We start from the raw sequence: 19,671 nt of genomic DNA, 5'->3' as shown, positions 1-19,671 counted from the left end.
CAATTTGATTTGCCATGAAAAAGTTTAAGTTAAAACGTTGGATGCCTTTAAGCCCAGCCATTATCGCGGTTGCGATTGCGGTGGTTATTCTTGTTGTTGTTTATGCCTTGATTGCTCGCGAAACCTATTTTAAGCAGGTCGAAGAATCGATTGTGCAAGATACGCGTCGCATGTCTTCGGAACTGACTGAAAAACTGAAATACGCAAAAAGCAGCATTAAGCTTGTTTCTCATTCCGTGTCCAAGAAAATGGATGGCCCGGAACTTCGTCGTCCGGAATCGGCGTTCTTGTCGATGATGGACGAGGTCCCTTTTTCAAGGATTGAGTATATTCGTAAAGACGGCCTAAAGCTTTCTTACGACGAGGAACCGATTGATGTTTCTGAAAGTGATTTTTTCCGTCAGGGAATCATGGGGAGGTCTGGTGTTTGGATCGATTACAAAGCCAAAACCTTCAGTGAATCTAAAATCAACGTATATACCCCTCTTTATTACAACAATTCCGTGATTGGCGTAATTTCCGGAATCTTGGGTGGTCAAAAAGACCTTTTGCCCTTGCTCAAGAATACGGTGAATGGGGAATCTACGGTGGCGCTTGTATGTGACGGCGAACTGCACATAATCACGTCAAACATTGTCGAGAACGATTACGGAAAATCTTTTGAAGAGCGTGCCCAGGATTTTTTCACGGCAGATATTTTTGACATGTTCAAAAAGAATGCCGTTCTCAAGGAACCGAAGGCTTTCAGGTTTACTACGGAATATGGTACGTCGATTGCATGCGTTATGCCGGCAAACGAACTGGGGTGGTTCGTGGTACAAATGGTGCCTTACCATGTGCTGACTGGTGTAACCAAGATTATTATTCTAAAGTCTTTCTTTGCGCTCTTCTTTGTCCTGCTCTTCTTTATCATCTATATCCATTCGGTTTACCGTACCAATCGTCGCTTGCGTAGCGAATTAGAAGGTAAGCACCTGAACGTCATCAATGCGCTTACGGATTCATATGGGAGTGCCTTCGTCATTGATTCCAAGACCGGTCAAAGCGAAAGCTATTGCATTAACGAGAATGTATCGCGCTATATGCAAGACGCTTTCGACAAGTCTCCGCATTATGACCAACTGACGTCTCTATACGTTAATCGCATGGTGCTGCTTGAAGATCGCCCGCTTTTTGACCGCGTTATCAACTTGGAACGCCTAAATCACGAATTTCTGAAGCATAACCGTTTTGAGTTCATTTACCGCATTTCCAGAGGCGGTGTTATCCATTACATGCAGGTTCACTATGTCAAGCCCTCCAAGGATCGCCCGGAATTTGTCATGGGTATCAAGCTTGTCGATGAATCCATGAATGCCGAACTTGAAAAACGCAAGGAACTGAACGAACAGCGCGTGGCGCTTGTGAAGGCGCTCGACCGCGCACAACGTGCCGACAAGGCGAAATCGAACTTCTTGTTCAATATTAGCCATGACATTCGAACTCCGATGAATGCGATTCTTGGCTATGGAATTCTTGCCCAAAAGTATTTGCTGAACTTGAACTTGCCCGAAGCTCAATCTTCGATGCTGAATTACTACATGAGGGGGATTCAGTCGGCAGGCACGCTTTTGCTCGATATGATCAATTCGGTCTTGAACCTTACGACAATCGAATCAGGCTACGAAAAACTTGAAGAACACCCGGCATTGACCGCTACGCTAAGCGAAGACCTGATATCGACTTTTGAACAGACTGCTAGGCAAAAGAGTGTCATGCTGCAGGTTTCTCGCAATATCAAGTCCCGCTGCGTGTATGTGGATAAGGTCAAGTTCCACCAGATTCTCTTGAATATCGTGAGCAACGCCATCAAGTACACCCGCGCGGGAGGACTTGTCCGTATTTCGCTACGCGACTTGCCGCACGAAACTCCGGGAATGTGCTACATCGAAATGATTGTCGAAGATACGGGCGTGGGCATTTCGGAAGAATTCCTGCCGAAGGTCTTTGAACTTTTTGAACGTGAGCAGAGTGCGCTTACCCGCGGTATCGATGGCACCGGCCTTGGACTGAGTATCGTGAAAAAGCTAGTCGACTTGATGCGCGGAACAGTGAAGATTACAAGTCGAGTGGGCGAGGGTACCCGAGTCGTGGTAGTAACTCCGCACCAGATTGCCGATGACCAGATAGAAGAAACTCCTGTCGAGGAATCTCCGTTTAAGAAATCCCTTGCAGGAAAGCGAATCCTGGTGGCCGATGATGACCCGCAAACGATTGAAATCGTTTCGAGCATGCTTGAAACAGTCAATGCCGATGTCGTCAGTGTCAATACCGGTAACGACTGCTATCGAAAAATCGATATGTCTCCGGCAGGTTCGTTCGATGTCGTGCTGATGGATATAAAGATGCCTAAGGGTGACGGCCTAGAAACGACTGCTCGAATTCGTAAAATGGAGGATCGCCGCAAGTCGAGGTTGCCTATTATCGCCTTGTCGGCAAGTGCATTTGAAGAAGAAAAACAGACTGCTTTTGATGCCGGCGTCAATGGATACGTGACAAAACCGATCGATTTCGCGCAATTGTTCGCGTTGATTATGCGATTGTTGAAGTAATGGAATTGCCTTTTAATAAATTTGTTGCATGAAAATTCGCCTGACACAAGAAACCTTGAATCGCCTGAAGCGTTTCCGCAAGAACAAGCGGGCTTTCTGGTCGCTTGTGGTGCTTGTGGTGGCGTACCTGTTGTCGCTCACGAGCCCTTGGACCGTTAACGACGAACCGCTTCTGATGCGCTACCAGGGAAAGACGTATTTTCCGGCGTTTGTCCGCTATAGTGATGCGGATTTTGGCGGAGAATACCAGACTGAAGCCGATTACGGCAAGTTGTTTGCCGCGGTGCGAGAATGCGAGGAAGATGCCGCCGAGGGCTTTACGCGTGCCGGAGGCTGCCCCGAAATCTGGACGATTATGCCCCCGATTGCGCACGACCCGCTAAAGGCGGACTTGAGCGAAGACGGAACGCCGCCCTTTGCTCCCAGTGCAAGACATTGGCTTGGAACCGACAGCAATGGCCGCGATGTGCTGGCTCGTCTGATTCATGGGTTCCGCATTTGCATTAGCTTTAGCCTGCTTTTGACGGTGCTGGGAACCTTCCTGGGCATTGTGATTGGCGGTATTCAAGGTTATCTTGGCAAGTTCTGGGACACGGGTATGCAGCGCTTTATCGAAATCTGGTCGTCGCTCCCGATGCTTTACGTGGTGATTTTGATCGGCAGCATTTATGGCCGTAGCTTCTGGCTTTTGATTTTGATTATGGCTGCCTTCAACTGGATTTCGCTGAGTTACTACATGCGTGCGGAATTCTTAAAGTTGCGCGGTATGACTTACGTGCAATCGGCCAAGGTCTTGGGCATGGGGCATCGCCATATATTCTTCAAGGAAATCTTGCCGAATGCAATGACGCCTGTGGTCACGTTGTTCCCGTTTACGCTGATTGGCGGAATCGGTAGCCTGACTTCGTTGGATTTTTTGGGCTTTGGCCTGCAACCGCCAACACCTAGCTGGGGTGAACTCATGAGTCAGGGCCTCAACAACCTTTATGCGCCGTGGATTTCTGTAAGCACGGTGGCAGCTTTGTTCGTCACGCTGCTCCTCACTACGTTCGTAGGCGAAGGCGTGCGAGATGCAATGGATCCGAAGTCGGGAGATAGATATGTCTAATTCTTTGCCGGTTTTGCAGGTGCGCGATCTCTCGGTGGCTTTCGGTTTCGACAAGAAGGGCAAACCCCGCGAAGGCGTTAAGCCGTTGCAGGTGACAGACAAGGTCTCGTTCAAAATCAGTCAGGGCGAATTCTTTGCGCTGGTGGGCGAGTCCGGTTGCGGAAAGAGTGTGACGGCCATGAGCATTCTGCGCTTGTTGCCGCAACCGAGCGCGCAAATTGTCGAGGGCTCGGTGTTGTATCGCGCAGACGAAAATGCATCGCCGGTAGATCTCGCGAAGTTGCCGCTTGCAGACTTGCAAAAAGTCCGCGGCTCCGAAATCGCATGCATCTTTCAGGAACCCATGCAGGCCTTGAATCCTGTACTGACCATCAAGAAGCAACTGCTGGAGGTTTTCAAGTTCTGCGGCATCAAGGGCGATAGTCTTGCGACTATCCGCGAAATGCTTGCATCGGCAGGCTTCAAGGATATCGACCGTGTGCTGAATTCGTATCCGCATGAACTTTCGGGCGGCATGTTGCAACGTGTATGCATTGTGATGGCTCTGCTTTCTAAACCCAAGCTCATTATCGCCGACGAACCGACGACGGCTCTCGATGTTACGGTGCAGGCACAGGTGCTTGCAGTACTCAAGGATATGGCGAACCGCACAGGGACTGCAGTGCTCTTGATTACGCACAATATGGGAATCGTGTCGCAATATGCAGACCGCGTCGCGGTCATGTACGCCGGGCGTATTGTTGAAACAGGTGCCGTTCGCGACGTGATTGATTCTCCGATGCACCCGTATACGCAAGGGTTGCTGGCTGCCATTCCCGAGAACCACAGCGATATGCGAACAATGAAGTCTATTCCAGGCTCGGTGCCGCATCCGCGCGACTTTGCGCAGGGGTGCCGATTTGCGGACCGCTGTGAAAAATGCACCGAACAATGCCGCAGCGAAGTTGTTCCGCCAAAACAAAAAGCTCCGGGCTCTTCGAACCACGAAGCAAATTGTTTTATGATTTGATTGAATTTTTTGTCACACGAATTCGAAAAAGCTAACGCTTTTTCAAAAAAAGTCTTAAATAGATTTTACGTTAGTAAAATCCCAATCGTGAGGCTCCAAAAGAATCTTGTTTCTGGGATTACTTGAATTCCTTGCACCACTTGGGCACAATTTCTGTCGCCTTGCCTTCCACAAAAACATCGGTGTACGGGTCGCTTGTCGGAACTTCCAAGTTCAAACAAGTCACCTTTGCGCCAAAACTTTTCGCAAAACTCTTGAAACCGGCGGCGGGATAGACTACGCTACTCGTGCCAATGTACACGAATTCCTTGCAATGCCTTAGGGCGTCCTGGATTTCTTCCATGTAAAGAGGCTGCTCGCCAAAGAAAACGATATCCGGGCGGCTCATGCCACCACAGAACGGACAGCGCGTATCCAGCGTTTCTTCGCCCTCGAAAATGAATTCATGCTTCGGATTTTTTTCGCAAGTAAGACGCATCAAGTCGCCGTGCATGTGCAATACGCGCTTGGAGCCCGCGCGCTCATGCAAGTTGTCTACGTTCTGGGTCACGAGCAAAAAGTCATCGCCCAAGCGTTCTTCAAGTTCTGCAAGCGCAAAGTGGGCGGCGTTCGGTTCGTGCTCCTTCAGTCCCTTGCGTAAGAAGTTGTAGAAATCCTTCACACGCTTCTTGTCGCGGTAGTAGCCTTCGGGCGTGCACACGTCGTCAATGTTTTCGTGCTCCCACATGCCGTCGTTGCCGCGGAAGGTGCGCAGTCCTGATTCAGCGCTGATGCCTGCACCAGTTAAAACGACAAGTCTTGGAAATTTGGTAGAACTCATTCGCAGATTCCTCCAAAGAAAAGGGTTTCGGCAACAATACCGTGCTCGAAGTCGGGCAGGTAAAGGCTTTCGTTTTCGCCGTGGGCGTTGCATTCGGGGTCTTCAAGCCCAGTCAGCAAAATAGGAATGTCTCCGAAGGTATTGCGGAACAGTTCTGCGCCCGGAATGCTTGCTCCGCAACCAATAAATTTGGTCTCGGTGTTGTATGCCTTTGCCATGGATTCGCTCATCTTCTGGAAGAAGGGGTGAGTGGTATCGGTCACAAAGGGGTTTGCGCCATCTTCGGTAGTGATGCTGCATTGCAGGCCGTAGGGGACTTGCGCCTGCAAGAATTCCACTAGCTGCTGGGTAGCGACATCGGCGTTCATGCCGGGGGCAAGGCGAATGCCGATGCGTGCGTAGGCAGAGTTTTGCAAAACGTTACCGGCGTTGGTACGGCTGCCGACTTCCATGGCGGTCACCACGACCGAGGGCCTGCGCCACAGTGACAAGAGAATTTCGTCTTCGGGCACTTTCAGTTTGACGCTTTCCAGAATGCCGCCGTCGTTGCGGAAAATCTTTTCGGTCATGCCGAGGCTCTTGTACGAGGCGAGTTCTGCTTCGGTCGGCGGCACCAGGGTGTCTTCGAAATTCGGAATCAAGATGTTGCCCTTGCCATCAGTCAAGCTTGCAATCATGCGGCAAAGTACTTGACCGGGGTCAGGAATCGGACCCGACCAGCTTCCGGAATGGAGCGGAGCCTTGGTTGCCTTGAGTTCCACGTTCACCGCACTCATGCCGCGGAGTGTCGTGGTAATCGAGGGGGTGCCCTTGGCGAAGTTTCCGAGGTCTGCTACAATCACGGCGTCGCATTTCAGGAGTTCGGCGTTCTTCTTCAAAATGACTTCAAAGCCGGCACTTCCGGATTCTTCTTCGCCTTCAATCAAAAACTTGAGATTCGGACCGTCGTTCTTTTTCCAGGCGCGCACCTGCTCGAGGGCGGCCAGGTGGGTCACGATGCCCGCTTTGTCGTCGGCGGTGCCGCGGCCATAGAGTCGGTCGCCTTGGTGGCTTGCTTCAAAGGGCTTGGTGTTCCAAAGTGCTTCGCGCATGGGAGGCTGTACGTCGTGGTGAGCGTACAAAAGCACTGTCGGCTTGTCGGGGCTGGTCAAGCTTTCGCCGTATACAGACGGGCGACCGCTTGGCGGCAGCAAAAATTGCACGTTGGTTAGTCCTGCGTCCAAAAAAAGCTGCTTCACGGCTTCTGCGGATTCCAGTACGTATTTTTGGTCAAAATTGTCAAAACTAATGGAGGGAATACTCACCAGATCGCTTAAGGTCTTGATGTATTCCGGCATTTTCGTGTGTATTGCCGAGACAATAGAATCAATCATTTTCTGTTCCATTTTTAGCCCTCTTTCGCCTAAACAAAATAGAAAACGAATTCCCAAATGGTCGCCCAAGGGTGATATTTTCTATTTTTTTGATATAAGTTTCGGCAAAAGGAATTCCCATGTCTTTCAACTGCGTGAATCACGAATATTACCTGAACTTTGGCGACCGTGTTTTGGCGCTCATTCGCCGCATTTTTCACAAATATCCCGAATTCCGCCACGATTCTTTGAAACATGCAGCCCGGTTTGCCCCCTACATTCCTTTTATGGGTGGTCGCCCCGACTTGAGCAAGACTCTCAAGCGCGTTATCTCATTCCCGGACCACAGCAATTCTCTGTATCTCGGTTGCCCCATCATTTTGGCGGCCGGAGCCAACAAGACTGCCAAGCGCATTTGCGATTATGCGAATATGGGCTTTGGTGGTATTACGGTTGGGACTGCGACCCGCAGGTTCCGTGAGGGCAATACGCACCGCCCGCGTATCGGTTTTTTGGAAAAAGACCGTGCTATCCATAATAGCATGGGCCTGAACAATGAAGGCGTCGAAGTCATCGCTCGTCGTGCCGACGAACAGCTGACCAAGGCCCACAAGGTCGGTCTTTGCGTAGGCGTGTCCGTGGCTGAAACTCCGGGCCTCACCGATGACGAAGAAAAGCTGAAGGACTTGCTCGAAAGTTTCGCTATCGCCTACAAGGCCGGCGACTTTATCGAAATCAATTTGAGCTGCCCCAATACCGGCGAATCCCGTGTGGACATGGACTTGTCGCTGACCGAACGTATTTTCGGTGAAATCATGAAGTACCGTAATGCGCAGGCCATCCGTAAGGCCGTGTATGCCAAGATTAGCCCGGACCTGTCGGAACGTCACCTGGTAAACGTGATGGACATGATTGTTCGTACGGGCGTGAACGGCGTGGTGGTGGGCAATACTTACCCGACCAAGAAGATTAGCGAGCTCCCGGTTGAAACCAAGTTCGAAGACTTGACTCCGCTTCGCGCCGATGGTGACTGCGGCGGCATGTCGGGCAGGCCGCTCTACGAAAACATGATGTGGAATGTAACCTACATCCGCAAGCATTACCCCCAGATTAGCGTGATTGCCTGTGGTGGCATTGACCACGGATTCAAGATTTTTGACTTGATCAAGTTGGGTGTCGATGCTGTGGAATGCTATTCGGTGGTGGCCTTCCGCTGGATGGCGGCACATGCCATGCGTAAGGAACTTGAAGCGGCCCTATTTGAAACGGGCTACAAGACGCTTGCGGACTACGACGACCACAACCCCAAGCAAACTAAAGCCGTTTAGTTTCGTTCAAGACACAAGTGCAATTTGTAATGTGAAATGTGTAGTGTGAAATTAAGATCTCATCTCACATTCCACATCTCACATCTCTCATAAAATGAAACCATTACTTCTTTTTCATAAAACCTTATTTTTCTTGCTTCTTGCAACAGGAATCTCCTTTGCAGTCCCGTGGCTCGGTGTTACCTTTAAAAAGGCGAGTTTCGAAAATCACCTCGCCTTGAACGTTATCGGCGTGCATCCGGAATCGGGCTGCTTTACGGCGGGCATGGTTGCGGGCGACCAGATTATTGGCGTCGAAGGTCAAACGCTTACCGCTATGGCTCAGATTCAGTCGGCGGTTGCTGGCCACAAGGCCGGGCAAAAGGTCAAAATCGAAATCGTGCGCGAGGGTAAAAAGAAAACGCTGACGGTCGCCCTCACAGAACGCCCCGATGACATCAGCAGTCTCACGGGCTCCGCCATCGGCAGTAAAATCGCCAAGTTTGGCGAAAACTTCTACAAGAACGGTGAAAAGCGTAAGGCAAAACCGAAGGCCACCTTGCTCGACTTTTGGGCTACCTGGTGCGGTCCTTGCCGCAAGACGCTCCCGGTGCTGGCAAACATCTATAAAAAGTACAGCGACAAGGGGGTCGAAATCATCGGTATTGCAGACGAATCTGTAGACGTGCTGAATGATTTCTACGCTCACCAGCATGCGTCGCCGTATCCGCTTTATCGTGACGCCAAAAAAGAAATGTGGATGCGCTATGGCATCCACGCTGTTCCGACACTCATGCTGTTAGATAAAGATGGTTACATCAAGCGGGTCTGGAGCGGAGCTCCGACCGAATACATGATTGAACAAATCCTGAAGGACGTTCTGGATTAATTATTCAATAGCCGCTTTTTTCTGAGAAGCGAAGATATCTTCGTATTCTTCTTTGCTGATGCGGGCGTAACCCGTGGTAATGCCGCCGAATTCATAGTAAGCGGAGTCACCCTTCACGCTCATGCAGTATGGCATGTCAAGTGTATTCTTGCCGCAAAGCTTGCCTTCTTGAATGGTGGCGGAGAGGTCTCCGTTTACGTTGCGAATCGTAAAGTCTTGGTTGTTTTCACTCAAGACTTCAAAAATCATATTGGCTTCGCCCTTCCAGCAGCCAGTATAGTTGGCGTTGTCGCCGCAGCCGAAAAGGAACATCGAGGAAATAAGAGATGCGGAAATAAGAATAACTTTCTTCATGCCCATAAAATAGTATTTTTGAAAGCACTAAAATGCAATTTTTTGTTAAACATTTGTATTTGCTTGCTCCAATATTGGCGATTCTAGCCTTATTTGGGGTATATCGACTCATTAAGGCCAATGATCGACCGATTCCGCATTACGAGCCCAAACAGGTCGAAGACACTTGGTCTGCCGAAGAATACATGCGCCATTTGAACCTGAAACCCTTCAACCAGCGCGAAGTCCATCGCTTGTTGCTCAAACGTACTCGCCAGAAAGAAGGTGTTTATCTGGAAAGCTTGCTTCCGGTCATGGATACTGCTGGTCTAGAAATCATTCGCTGCTACCATAAAGTGATGGGTGATGATTACGTGCCTGTGATTACTAGCGGAAACGATTACCCTTACCACAAGAAAAATTCAAAGCATTACAAGAATGCGGCGATGGATTTCCGTATTGTCGATATGCCTATGGACAAGCGCCGTCAGGTTGTAGAAATGGCCCAAGATAAACTCGGGCCGCGATTCAAGGTGCTCTGGGAAAAAGGTGAAATGGAGCACCTGCATGTGGAGATGACGGAATAATTTCGAACTCCGAATTCTGAAATCCGAATTTACTTACAGCACCTGAACCCTACGTTCGGGTACTGGTTCTGCGGGTAGAAACTGAACTTGTTGTCGGTGCACTTGCTTTCGTTGTTGGTGTTCCAGGCACCGCCAGCGACCAGGTACATGTTCGGGTGATCCTTGCTCGTGGTCGATGTCCATTCCCAGAGGTTTCCGTTCATGTCGTACATGCCGTACCAGCTGCGGCACTGTTCCTTACGGCCGCTGCGCTTGGCGGCTTTGGTGTTGGTGTTGCACTTGTTCTGCTTATAGCTGTCGCCGTAGCTGTAGCGCGTGTTGTCCTTGCTCTTGCAAGCGGCCTGCCATTCGGCGAGGCTGCAGAGGTGCTTGCCCTCTTGCTGGCACAAACTTGCGGCCTGTTCCTGGCTCACCATGTCGCGGGGGAGTTCGTCGGCCTTGTTCGGGTATTCGTAGGCGTCTACGCAAACGGTCTTGCCTCCGAGCGGAACGGGGTAGGCGTTCTTGCCGCAAACGTTGTCGCTGGCCATGTCGTACTTGGCTTCTTCCCAAGCGGAGCGGTTCCCCACGGAGTCTACGGCGTAGAAGAATACGCTTCCGGTCTTGTTGTATTCAATGGCTTTGCCCGCTTCTTGGGCGTGGAGCGTATCGCCAATGGAGAGGAATGTCTTGCACTTGATTTCTTCGCACTTGACCTTGAGCTTGATGGGGTCGTAGTAGCGGCCTGCGGGCGGTGCGATTTCGGCAACGGGCGGCACTTGGTCGGCGGCGCGAATACTGTCTTGAATGCGCTTCTTTTCGAGAGAGTCGGCTTTGGCTTTTTCGATGACGGCCAAGGAATCGGCGATGCGCTGCAGGCTATCCTGGCGAGCCTTTTCGATAGCGGCGAGGCTATCCTTGATGCGGTTCAGACTGTCACGTACATGGCGGATGCTGTCGCGGTTCACGTTGTTCTGGAGAGCCGCTAAAGAGTCTGCAATGCGCAGACTATCGGCGATGCGTGCGCTGTCGGCGCTAAGTTTTGCTAAAGAATCTGCCATACGGATGCTGTCGGCGCGGGCCTGTTCCAAGGCGCGCAAGCTATCAAGCGTGTGGCGGCGCTGTATTTCAAGGGCTGTCTCTTGTTCCTTCGCGAGCGCGTCTTGCTTAATTTGGTCCAGGTGGCACTGCACAATAAAAAGGGTCACCAGCAAGAGGAACATCAACACGAGAATCGCAATATTCTTTTTCTTGCGTTTATTCTTCAACTGCTCTTCGTTGTTTTTTTCAGTCATAAAATTTTCCTTAGATTCCTCATTCCTCAAAGCGAAGCGACCTCAAACCTCAGTTCCTCGCACCTTCTTCTGCAATTTCGGTCTTAGCAGACTCACGCACGTCGTTAAAGAGTTCGCCCCAGTGGCGGATAATTTCTTGCTTGAGTTCAGCAACGCTGATGTTTCGGCGCAGCGTGTTACGGTAGGCGATAGAGATATAGCCCGTTTCTTCGGACACCACGATCACGAGGGCGTCGCATTCGGCAGCCAATGCCTTGGCGGCGCGGTGACGCATACCGTAGCCCGCTTCTTTTTCGGCGTTACCCGTGGGCATGGGCAAAATACAGCCGGCGGCAATAATGCGCTTGGTGTTCATGATGACTGCACCATCGTGCAAAGCGGAATTCGGGAAGAAGAGGGCGCGCAAAAGTCTAGAACTGATTCGGGCGTCCAAGATTTCACCGGTGTCGGCGTAGTTACGCAGGCCCACGCGCTTTTCAAGCACAATCAGGGCTCCCGTGTGCGTTTTTGCCAAGTCCTGGCAGGCGCTAGCGATTGTCTTGGTGATTTCGTCGAGACCGCTGGAATGGAAAAACAGGTTGTGAAAGTCGAGCTTACTGGCGGCCTGACCGATACGGGTGAGGGCGCTTCGAATTTCGGGCTGGAAAAGAATCACAAGCGCGATAATACCGAGGGTTGCAAGGTTACTGATAAGCCACACGACGGTATGGAGTTCCCACCATTGCGCAATAATCCAGGCGAGAATCAAAAGCAAACCACCGAAAATCATCTGGGCGGCGCGGGTTCCGCGGAACAGCAAGAAGATGTAGTAGATGATAATCGAAATCAGGAGCACGTCCAGAATATCTGCCGGACGCACATCGATAATCCCGAATAGCTTAAACAGAATCATGTTCTCAGAGCCTCCAAATAAAGCAGAGATTCCTTGGCCTCTTTCACGTCATGCACGCGAATGCAGCTGGCGCCACCGAGTACGGCAACGATTCCTGCCGTAACGGTCGGAATCAGGCGGTCGCTTGTTTCGAGGCCGGGCATTTTTCCAATATAGGACTTGCGAGAGGTTCCGATGAGAACGGGGTAGCCGTCTTTCAAGAATTCTTCGGTGGATTTCATCAAATCGATGTTGTCCTGCGCGGTTTTCCCGAATCCAATGCCCGGGTCGATGCAAATTTTTTCGCGCTCGACGCCTAGGTCCAAAAGCTTTTTCACCTGCGACAAGAGTTCTTCGCGGACTTCCTGTACCACGTTCGTGTACGGTTTGAAGTCCTGCTGCATGGTGCCGAAGTTTCCGCGGATGTGGTTGAGTACTACGGCGGCCTTGGTGTCAGCGACGGTCTGGAGCATATTCGGGTCCATGGCGCAGGCGCTGATGTCGTTGATGATGTGCGCTCCGAGTTTCATGGTTTCGGCAGCAACCTTTGCTTTGACCGTATCGACCGAGATGTAGAATTCGCGTTCCTTGGCGAGTTTTGCGAGGCGTTCAACCACGGGGCACACGCGGTCCAGTTCCTCTTGCAGGCTGACTGGTGCGCTTCCTGGGCGGCTGCTTTCGCCACCGATGTCCAAGATTTCGGCGCCTTGCTCCAGGAGCATCAAGGCGTGTTCGTAAGCGGCGTCAGGCTTGTTGTGCTTGCCACCGTCAAAAAAGCTGTCCGGAGTCACATTCACGATACCCATGATTAGCGGGGTCTTGCAAGGCAGAACCTTGTTGCCGATTTTCCAGGGGAGAGAGCGGCTATGATCCAGAACTTCTTTGAACATTACGAATTTTCCTGTTTTGCGTCTTCAGAGGATTTCAGCGTTTCGGTATGGGCGTCATCGCTTGCCGGAGTCGTTCCGGCGGCGGGCGCGGGCTTGATTTCGGCTACGGGTGCATCAGTGACCGGTGCTACCGGCGGCTGTTTGCCCGGGTCAGGCGGCGGCGTATTTTCGCGCTTCTTCTTTTCTTCCATTTCTTCGAGCGCCTTGTACTGGCGACTCTTCTTGGTGCCGGTCAGTTTCTCTCCAGCCATTACGCGGTCAATTTCTTCGCGGTCGAGCACTTCGAATTCAAACAGCGCTTCGGCGAGGTCGATGAGTTTGTCCTTGTTCTCTTCGATGAGTTTCTTGGCGGCCTGGTTCAGACGCTTGATGAGGTTGTTCACCGCATTGTCGATCTTTTCGGCCATCATTTCGGACATTTCCTTCGGCTTGCTAATTTCGCGGCCGAGGAACACTTCGCCGTCGGTGCGGCTGTAGCAGACCGGCCCGATTTCGTCGTCGAAACCCCATTCCGTCACCATCTTGCGGGCAAGCTCCGTGGCGCGCTGAATGTCGTTGCTGGCTCCCGTGCTCTGGTGGTTGAAGAAGATGAGTTCGGCGAGGCGGCCAGACATCATGATCATGATGCGTTCTTCGGCGTATTCGCGGCTGTAGCTCACCTGGTCGCGTTCGGGCAGACTCATGGTCACGCCGAGGGCGCGCCCGCGTGGAATGATCGTAATCTTGTGGAGCGGGTCAGAATGCTTGCACAAGAGCGTCATCAAAGCGTGGCCTGCTTCGTGGTAAGCGGTGTGGCGCTTTTCTTCGTCGGTCATCAGGAGCGTGCGGCGCTCGGCACCCATGCTGAGCTTGTCGCGGGCTTCTTCAAAGTCGAGCATCGTGACTTTCTTGTTGTTGAAGCGTGCGGCAAGGAGGGCTGCTTCGTTCACCAGGTTTTCGAGGTCTGCACCTGCAAGACCAGGAGTTCCCTTTGCGACAGCCTTCACGTCCACGTCGTCGGCCAGCGGCACCTTGCGCTTTTTCAGGTGCACCTTCAAGATTTCTTCGCGGCCCTTCAGGTCGGGGAGTCCCACCACAATCTGGCGGTCAAAGCGACCCGGGCGCAGCAATGCCTTGTCGAGCACATCCGGACGGTTCGTGGCGGCAATCAAAATCACGCCTTCGTTGGCGGTAAAGCCGTCCATTTCCACCAACAACTGGTTCAAGGTCTGTTCGCGTTCATCGTGACCGCCACCGAGACCAGCGCCACGCTGGCGACCGACGGCGTCGATTTCGTCGATAAACAGAATGCACGGGGCGTTTTTCTTGCCGGTTTCAAAGAGGTCGCGCACGCGGCTTGCGCCTACGCCCACGAACATTTCCACAAAGTCCGAACCGGACATGCTAAAGAATGGTACTCCTGCTTCGCCTGCAACTGCACGGGCCAAAAGCGTCTTACCGGTACCCGGAGGGCCAACCAGCAAAGCGCCCTTCGGAATGCGTCCGCCGAGGGCATCGAATTTCTTCGGGTCCTTCAGGAATTCCACGAGTTCCTGCAAGTCCTGCTTGGCTTCGTCGCAGCCGGCCACGTCGTTAAAGGTGGTCTTCTGCTTGCCGTTCAACTGTTTTGCCTGGCTCTTGCCAAAGCTAAACGGACCCTTGCCGCCGCCACCCATCTGGCGGTTCATCATCAGGTAGAAGAATACAATCAGGAGAATCGCGGGCAGGAACGCGACAATCGTATCGAGCCAGGTGCTGGATTCGTGAATGACCTTGACTTTGACGCCCTTGTACATTTCCCAGGCGGTAATTTGGTCGTTGCTCACTTCGAGCATGTGGCTGCGGAAAGATTTCGTGTTGCCGTTGTCGGCCGATTTGGTGAAACGGGCGAGCGCGCTCTGGCTCTTTTTCGCTTCGGCCTTTTCTTCGGCACTCATTTCACGCTTGCCTTCAATAATCACGCCATCGGGGGTCTTTTGCAAGGTGAGTTCGGTAATCACCTTGGTGGAGTCACCCATCATGGCCAAAAATTCGGTGCGTGTAATGTCCGATTCGCCATCTTTCCCGGCGAGCGGGAACATGACGAACAACAAAAGAATCATCACCAGTAAAATGATAAAGTTCTTGCTACGGTAGGGAGGGGTCGGTTTTCCTTGACTCATAAAATCCTTTTATACGTTCACTTGCAAGATACAAATTTTAGGGCTGCCTCAACGCTTTCAAATTCGCAAATCAAGATGGTAGAGCCCTTTTTGACGATAGAACGCTTGCGGTAAGCGGCGCGTACGGGAATTTTAACATGGGCGGGCTCCGTTTGGCTGTAAAAGAAGTCAATCGGAAAGCGGAATCCCTGTTCCGAAAGCCATAAACGGAACATTTCGGAAAGGTCGGCACTGGAGTGGGCGAGCAAGATTTTGCGGAGAGCCTTCTTGTTCAAAGCGATGATGGTATGAGGTGTGAGGTCGGTCGCTTCGCTCCCTTTGAGGTGTGAGAATGGAGCCGTGTCACCCTGACCCTGAACTTGTTTCAGGGGAAGGGTCTCTTGAAACATCGCGTCGCATTCTTCAATTACTTTCGCATACGCCTTGTCTGCCAACTGGGTAATTCTGCATAATTGCATCGAGGCGCCGGGGCATTCTTTTTCTAGCTGCGGAAGGAATTCGTGTCGCACCTTGTTCCGTGCAAATTTTACGTCGGAATTGCTCTCGTCTTCACACCACTCAAGATTATTTTCGCGAGCATACGCAAGAAGCTCCGCCCGAGTCGTGTTTAGCAAAGGACGGTAGATAAAATGTGTAATGTGTGGTGCGTAATGTGTAGTGATCTCTTTTTCATTCCACATTTCACACTCCACATCGAACAATTCTCTTGTTTCTTGGATTCCTCTGAGTCCCGCAAGGGTCGTGCCGCGGCGGAGTCGCATGTACATGGTTTCCGCTTGGTCGCCTGCATGATGCGCAGTGACAATGGGGGCTCGAGGTGTGAGGTCGCAGCCTTCGGCTGCTTTGAGGTGTGGGGTATGGGGTATGGGGTCGGTCGCTTCGCTCCCTTTGAGGTATGGGGTGTGAGGTGTGGGGTGTGAGGTGTGTGGCGTGTCATCCTGGAGCCTCGCAGAGGCGATAGGATCCAGGGCAATCTCAACTAATGCTTTGTACCTGGCTTCTCGTGCGTTTTCTTCGAGCGAACCTTCGGCACTTTTCAGCGATTCGCCATCCAAACGTTTCAAGAAAAACGGGACGCCGTGCGCTTTTGCAAAAGCCTCCACAAATGCAGCATCCCTGTCGGCTGTTCCGACCCGCAGTCCATGATGTACATGCGCAATTCCCAGCCATTCAATCCCGAGCGTTTCGCGATTCTTGATGAAATAATGCGCCAGGCAAATAGAATCTAGACCGCCCGAAACTGCAAGCAACAAGCGTTTGAATCCATGACGTCGAATATTTTGCGTTAAATCAAGACTCAATCAAATAGACTCTCTAGGCAGGCGTTGAATTCTTTTTGGTTGCCTTTTGCGTAAGATGAAACATATCCATCGAAATCGTCAATTTGAAGATAGGGAAGATATTCTTCGGAACAGTATTTAGACGACTTGATCGGTGTGGTTTCCGATATTAAAACGCATTCTTTTTTATCTGTTGACAAGGCAATTTTTGTATAAATTGTTTCGTTGCTGTTTATAATTTTTGTTGTTATTTCATCAATAGACAATGTACCCTTGTCTTTAAAGCTTATGAGTGTTTTAGTGCCTGTGGAATCTATCGAGATTCCATTTTCTGCATATTTCGTGGCACGTTGTGCGGCGCTCATTTCATCGTAGATTCCTAATCTAGAATGCGAGACTTTTTCGATAAATTTGAATATTTGGTAGTTATAATCGATGGGATAGGTTAGGCTGTTATAGATGGTGTCTCTTGATATGAGATAGGAATATTTTTGAGTGCAGCTGGTATAGTCATCATTTAGGTTGTAATAGCAAAGGCGTTCCCATTCGCTTTCGAGGTTTGTATTCTTTCCGTAATAGGTCTCCTTTGCGCTGGGCTCTTCATAAGAACCTGCAAGGACTTTGTCTAAATCCACATGGTAAAGGGTGAGAGTGTCGTTGGCGATTTCGTAGAAATAGGCGTTATCAGAGGTATCTGCCTTTATGGAGAAAACATTGTTTTTATAAGTACATCTTGGTTCTGTTGTGTAAAAATAGGGCTTGCCGTCTAGTTCCCCGAATGTAGGAACTAGTTTTATGACGATTTTGTTGTCGCCGAAATCTGGAATGGCTTGATTATTTGAAGAAGACGAGGATTGTTCGTTTTCTGTACTAGAGGAACTGACTTCTTGAACGCTAGACGATGATTCCCCCTTGTCGCTAGAAGAACTTGCCTCATGAACGCTTGAAGAAGAATTCTGTTCTTCCTTTTTTTCAGAAGACGAACTGACGATTTCCTCGTCCGTAGACGATTCGATAGAGGTTTCTTCCGAAGAAGATGAAAGTTCATTGTCGTTGGCTGACGAAGAATTGTCGTCACCGCAGGCGACCATCAGTAGGGCGGAAAACAGAACGCAATATGCTTTTTTCATATCAATCCTTTGTATGTCCTAAAAATAATTTATATTTACCCCTTAAGGAGGCCCCTATGGCTAAAAACAGAGCGAAAGCGGCGGGCAAGGTTGCCGATGCCGCAACAGAAAGCGCAAGAATGCGAACGCTACGCATAGACGGCTCCCAGAATGGAGCCACCCTGCGGACTAGAATCGTCCGCGACAAAACCAAGTACTCGAGAACCCTTAAACACAAAAAGTCCCTCGCCGACGCGGGGGATTTCCCTTTTATACAGGCAGTCGCAGGTTATTTGCCCGCTGCAATCTTGCCGTAAAATTCCTTGACGTCTTCCCAGCGGTAATACGGGACGGCGGGGCAGTTCTTTACTGTTGCTGTATCGCATGTCACGGGCAGCTTCTGCTCGATTTCGTTGAGCATCACCTTCACAAGAATCGGGGTGTCCTTCTTGCTGGACTTGTAGAATACGAGCTGTACGTTGGCGGCCATCGGGCTGATTTCGTAGTCGCGCCAGACCTTGTGCAGGTTTTCCATGTCGGCAGTTTCGATGCCGGTGTTCTGCGTGCCGTTTTCTAGCTGTAAAAGCACTGCGAACGGGAAAATCACCGTATCGTGGCCGAAGCGGAGCGTCGCGGTGGTCTTTTTCGCGGGCTTTGCAGCTGTCTTTGCGGTTGCTGAGCTTGTCGAAGCGTCTGCTTTGGCGGTGTCTGCGGCGATTACTTTGTCTGCTTCGTCAAGAACATTTTTTAAGAGCGGGCGGGCGTTGTCGAGCCCCTGCTTCTTGGCGAATGGATTGTTGCCCAACACGCTGTACCACCAGGCGTTCTGCGCGTGCCAGCGGGCGGCGAGATCCTCGTCTGTCCACAGGTCGTCGAAGCTGAATTCGATTTCGGGGCTGCCTTGCAGGCTGTTGCCGATTTCATAAATCTTGCTGAAGAGGTCGCCTGCGTCTACATTCTTCTTGATGTAGTTGGAATCGTTGAAAATCGCGCGCATCATGCGGGTCGGGTCCACATGGCTGTAAAGCTTTTCGTTTTCTTTTTGCCATGCGGGTGTGTTCGATTCGCCGATGATTTTCCCGAAGTCGAGCGGGCTTATAAATGCCATCAGGTACTTACCCGATTCCTGGTGAATGTCGAGCTTGGGCTTCTGCGCGCGCAGTTCCTCGAGGAAAGCCGCCATGCTCACGACGCAGCGGGTCGAGGTGCTGGCATAGGCTTCGATGTAGGCGTTGTTCTTGAACAGTTCGGGGAAGTTCTTCACCATGCGCTTCGCGATTCCCTGGTGCTGTGCCACGCCGAGCTGGGTCAGGTCGCCAGCGCGTGGGGCGGCATATTCGTCCAGGAACTTGGCGCGTTCAAGCAGACTCTTGCCGAGGTCGGTGAGCTTGCCTGCGGAATCGGCTTTTGCGAGCGTATTGTACAGCGCATGATAGTGGTCGGCGGGCTGGTGGAAGCGGCTGCCGTGCCTGCCGTAGTGGCTCAGGTAAAATGGCTTGTAGCCTACGGGTGCCTTGGTGTATTTAGCTGTCGGAGTGGGGTAGGCGTAATAGTTGCTGCCCATCTGGTGACGGTCCTGGGCGATTCCTGAAATCGCCATTGTGAGCAACAGCGCGAGAATTTTTTTCATACTGCTAACCACCTGTTATTGGTGTGGAATGTGAAATGAGGAATGTGAAGTTTCCCATCTCACATCGCACACTACACGTTACACATTGCGGCAAAGCCGCTTACATTTCACCTGATTGTCTTACTTTTCGCACGTCTTGAAGAAGCAGCTGCGGGCGCCCGTGTGGCAAGCGACTTGCGGACCTTGCATGCGGACCTTGAAAAGCAAGGCATCGCTGTCGCAGTCGGCGGCCCATTCAACGACCGTCATCACGTTGCCGCTGGTGTCGCCCTTGTGCCAGTATTCCTTGCGGCTACGGCTCCAGAACACCATTTCGCCACATTCGTGGGTGCGGCGGAGCGCTTCCTCGTTCATCCAGGCCATCATGAGTACGTCGCCCTTGTCGGCATCCTGTACGATTGCCGGCGCAAGTGCAACACCGTCCACGACCACTTCAAACTTAATTTCTTTGATTAAATCTTCAAATTTCATAACTAGTTA

The 19,671-nt window shown here is 51.2% G+C and carries 18 protein-coding genes; 7 read left to right on the top strand and 11 right to left on the bottom strand.

The window, feature by feature from the left end; translation table 11 throughout:
• The first annotated feature begins 14 nt into the window (after positions 1-14).
• Genes B7988_RS03685 through B7988_RS03675 form a run of 3 tightly spaced genes read left to right on the top strand, consistent with a single transcriptional unit; the run spans position 15 to position 4,708 of the window.
• Positions 15-2,591, top strand: coding sequence for an ATP-binding protein (locus tag B7988_RS03685; protein ID WP_088656871.1), 2,577 nt, complete (start codon positions 15-17; stop codon positions 2,589-2,591).
• A 28-nt stretch (positions 2,592-2,619) separates the two neighbouring features.
• Complete coding sequence (locus B7988_RS03680) at positions 2,620-3,699, top strand: ABC transporter permease subunit (protein WP_088656870.1); 1,080 nt, start codon at positions 2,620-2,622, stop codon at positions 3,697-3,699.
• Complete coding sequence (locus B7988_RS03675) at positions 3,692-4,708, top strand: ABC transporter ATP-binding protein (protein ID WP_249268830.1); 1,017 nt, start codon at positions 3,692-3,694, stop codon at positions 4,706-4,708. The genes B7988_RS03680 and B7988_RS03675 overlap by 8 nt, the downstream gene beginning before the upstream one ends.
• Positions 4,709-4,826: 118 nt before the next feature.
• Here B7988_RS03675 and B7988_RS03670 read toward each other — a convergent pair whose 3' ends face one another.
• Positions 4,827-5,528 carry an NAD-dependent deacylase gene (locus tag B7988_RS03670; protein WP_088656868.1) on the bottom strand — a complete coding sequence of 234 codons (702 nt, stop codon included), beginning with the start codon at positions 5,526-5,528 and terminating at the stop codon, positions 4,827-4,829.
• Positions 5,525-6,913: a M20/M25/M40 family metallo-hydrolase gene (locus B7988_RS03665; protein WP_249268829.1), complete on the bottom strand. Its 1,389-nt coding sequence runs from the start codon at positions 6,911-6,913 to the stop codon at positions 5,525-5,527. The genes B7988_RS03670 and B7988_RS03665 overlap by 4 nt, the downstream gene beginning before the upstream one ends.
• Before the next feature lie 107 nt (positions 6,914-7,020).
• Between B7988_RS03665 and B7988_RS03660 the strand changes: the two genes are divergently transcribed.
• Both B7988_RS03660 and B7988_RS03655 read left to right on the top strand, forming a co-directional pair.
• Entirely contained in the window at positions 7,021-8,208 is a 1,188-nt protein-coding gene (locus tag B7988_RS03660) for a dihydroorotate oxidase (RefSeq protein ID WP_073322339.1), read from the top strand.
• Between the two features lie 133 nt (positions 8,209-8,341).
• Complete coding sequence (locus B7988_RS03655; protein ID WP_249268828.1) at positions 8,342-9,076, top strand: thioredoxin-like domain-containing protein; 735 nt, start codon at positions 8,342-8,344, stop codon at positions 9,074-9,076.
• On the opposite strand, the gene B7988_RS03650 is transcribed toward B7988_RS03655, so the two are convergent.
• Positions 9,077-9,430 (bottom strand): hypothetical protein, encoded by a 354-nt coding sequence (locus B7988_RS03650; RefSeq protein ID WP_073322509.1) that lies wholly within the window; start codon positions 9,428-9,430, stop codon positions 9,077-9,079.
• Positions 9,431-9,462: 32 nt separating this feature from the next.
• On the opposite strand from B7988_RS03650, the gene B7988_RS03645 reads away from it, so the two are divergent.
• Positions 9,463-9,996 carry a hypothetical protein gene (locus B7988_RS03645; protein ID WP_088656866.1) on the top strand — a complete coding sequence of 178 codons (534 nt, stop codon included), beginning with the start codon at positions 9,463-9,465 and terminating at the stop codon, positions 9,994-9,996.
• Positions 9,997-10,025: 29 nt separating this feature from the next.
• Here the strand turns inward: B7988_RS03645 and B7988_RS03640 are convergent, their stop codons facing one another.
• Genes B7988_RS03640 through B7988_RS03615 form a run of 6 tightly spaced genes read right to left on the bottom strand, consistent with a single transcriptional unit; the run spans position 10,026 to position 17,582 of the window.
• The gene (locus B7988_RS03640) at positions 10,026-11,270 is read right to left on the bottom strand and encodes an SUMF1/EgtB/PvdO family nonheme iron enzyme (protein ID WP_088656865.1); all 1,245 of its coding nucleotides are present in this window, start codon (positions 11,268-11,270) and stop codon (positions 10,026-10,028) included.
• A 49-nt stretch (positions 11,271-11,319) separates the two neighbouring features.
• Positions 11,320-12,162: a diadenylate cyclase CdaA gene (gene cdaA, locus B7988_RS03635; protein WP_088656864.1), complete on the bottom strand. Its 843-nt coding sequence runs from the start codon at positions 12,160-12,162 to the stop codon at positions 11,320-11,322.
• The gene (folP, locus tag B7988_RS03630) at positions 12,159-13,031 is read right to left on the bottom strand and encodes a dihydropteroate synthase (RefSeq protein WP_088656863.1); all 873 of its coding nucleotides are present in this window, start codon (positions 13,029-13,031) and stop codon (positions 12,159-12,161) included. The genes cdaA and folP overlap by 4 nt, the downstream gene beginning before the upstream one ends.
• The gene (gene ftsH / locus B7988_RS03625; protein WP_170930525.1) at positions 13,031-15,172 is read right to left on the bottom strand and encodes an ATP-dependent zinc metalloprotease FtsH; all 2,142 of its coding nucleotides are present in this window, start codon (positions 15,170-15,172) and stop codon (positions 13,031-13,033) included. The genes folP and ftsH overlap by 1 nt, the downstream gene beginning before the upstream one ends.
• A gap of 17 nt (positions 15,173-15,189) precedes the next feature.
• Positions 15,190-16,473, bottom strand: coding sequence for a tRNA lysidine(34) synthetase (locus tag B7988_RS15250; RefSeq protein ID WP_088656862.1), 1,284 nt, complete (start codon positions 16,471-16,473; stop codon positions 15,190-15,192).
• On the bottom strand, positions 16,470-17,582 hold the full coding sequence (locus B7988_RS03615; RefSeq protein ID WP_088656861.1) for a hypothetical protein: 1,113 nt from the start codon (positions 17,580-17,582) through the stop codon (positions 16,470-16,472). The genes B7988_RS15250 and B7988_RS03615 overlap by 4 nt, the downstream gene beginning before the upstream one ends.
• Before the next feature lie 56 nt (positions 17,583-17,638).
• Here B7988_RS03615 and B7988_RS03610 point away from each other — a divergent pair, with 56 nt between their 5' ends.
• A complete protein-coding gene (locus B7988_RS03610) occupies positions 17,639-17,878 on the top strand; it encodes a hypothetical protein (protein WP_141225547.1) in 240 nt (79 codons plus the stop codon).
• Here the strand turns inward: B7988_RS03610 and B7988_RS03605 are convergent.
• The gene (locus B7988_RS03605; protein WP_088656859.1) at positions 17,851-19,191 is read right to left on the bottom strand and encodes a histidine-type phosphatase; all 1,341 of its coding nucleotides are present in this window, start codon (positions 19,189-19,191) and stop codon (positions 17,851-17,853) included. The two genes, B7988_RS03610 and B7988_RS03605, sit on opposite strands and share 28 nt — an antisense overlap.
• A 120-nt stretch (positions 19,192-19,311) precedes the next feature.
• Positions 19,312-19,662, bottom strand: coding sequence for a phosphoribosyl-AMP cyclohydrolase (hisI, locus tag B7988_RS03600; RefSeq protein WP_073322318.1), 351 nt, complete (start codon positions 19,660-19,662; stop codon positions 19,312-19,314).
• Positions 19,663-19,671 lie beyond the last annotated feature (9 nt).

It is taken from the genome of Fibrobacter sp. UWB1 (assembly GCF_002210325.1).
Lineage (GTDB): Bacteria > Fibrobacterota > Fibrobacteria > Fibrobacterales > Fibrobacteraceae > Fibrobacter.
The sequence above is the reverse complement of the archived record's forward strand: the minus strand, read 5'-3'. Positions and strand labels throughout refer to the sequence as shown.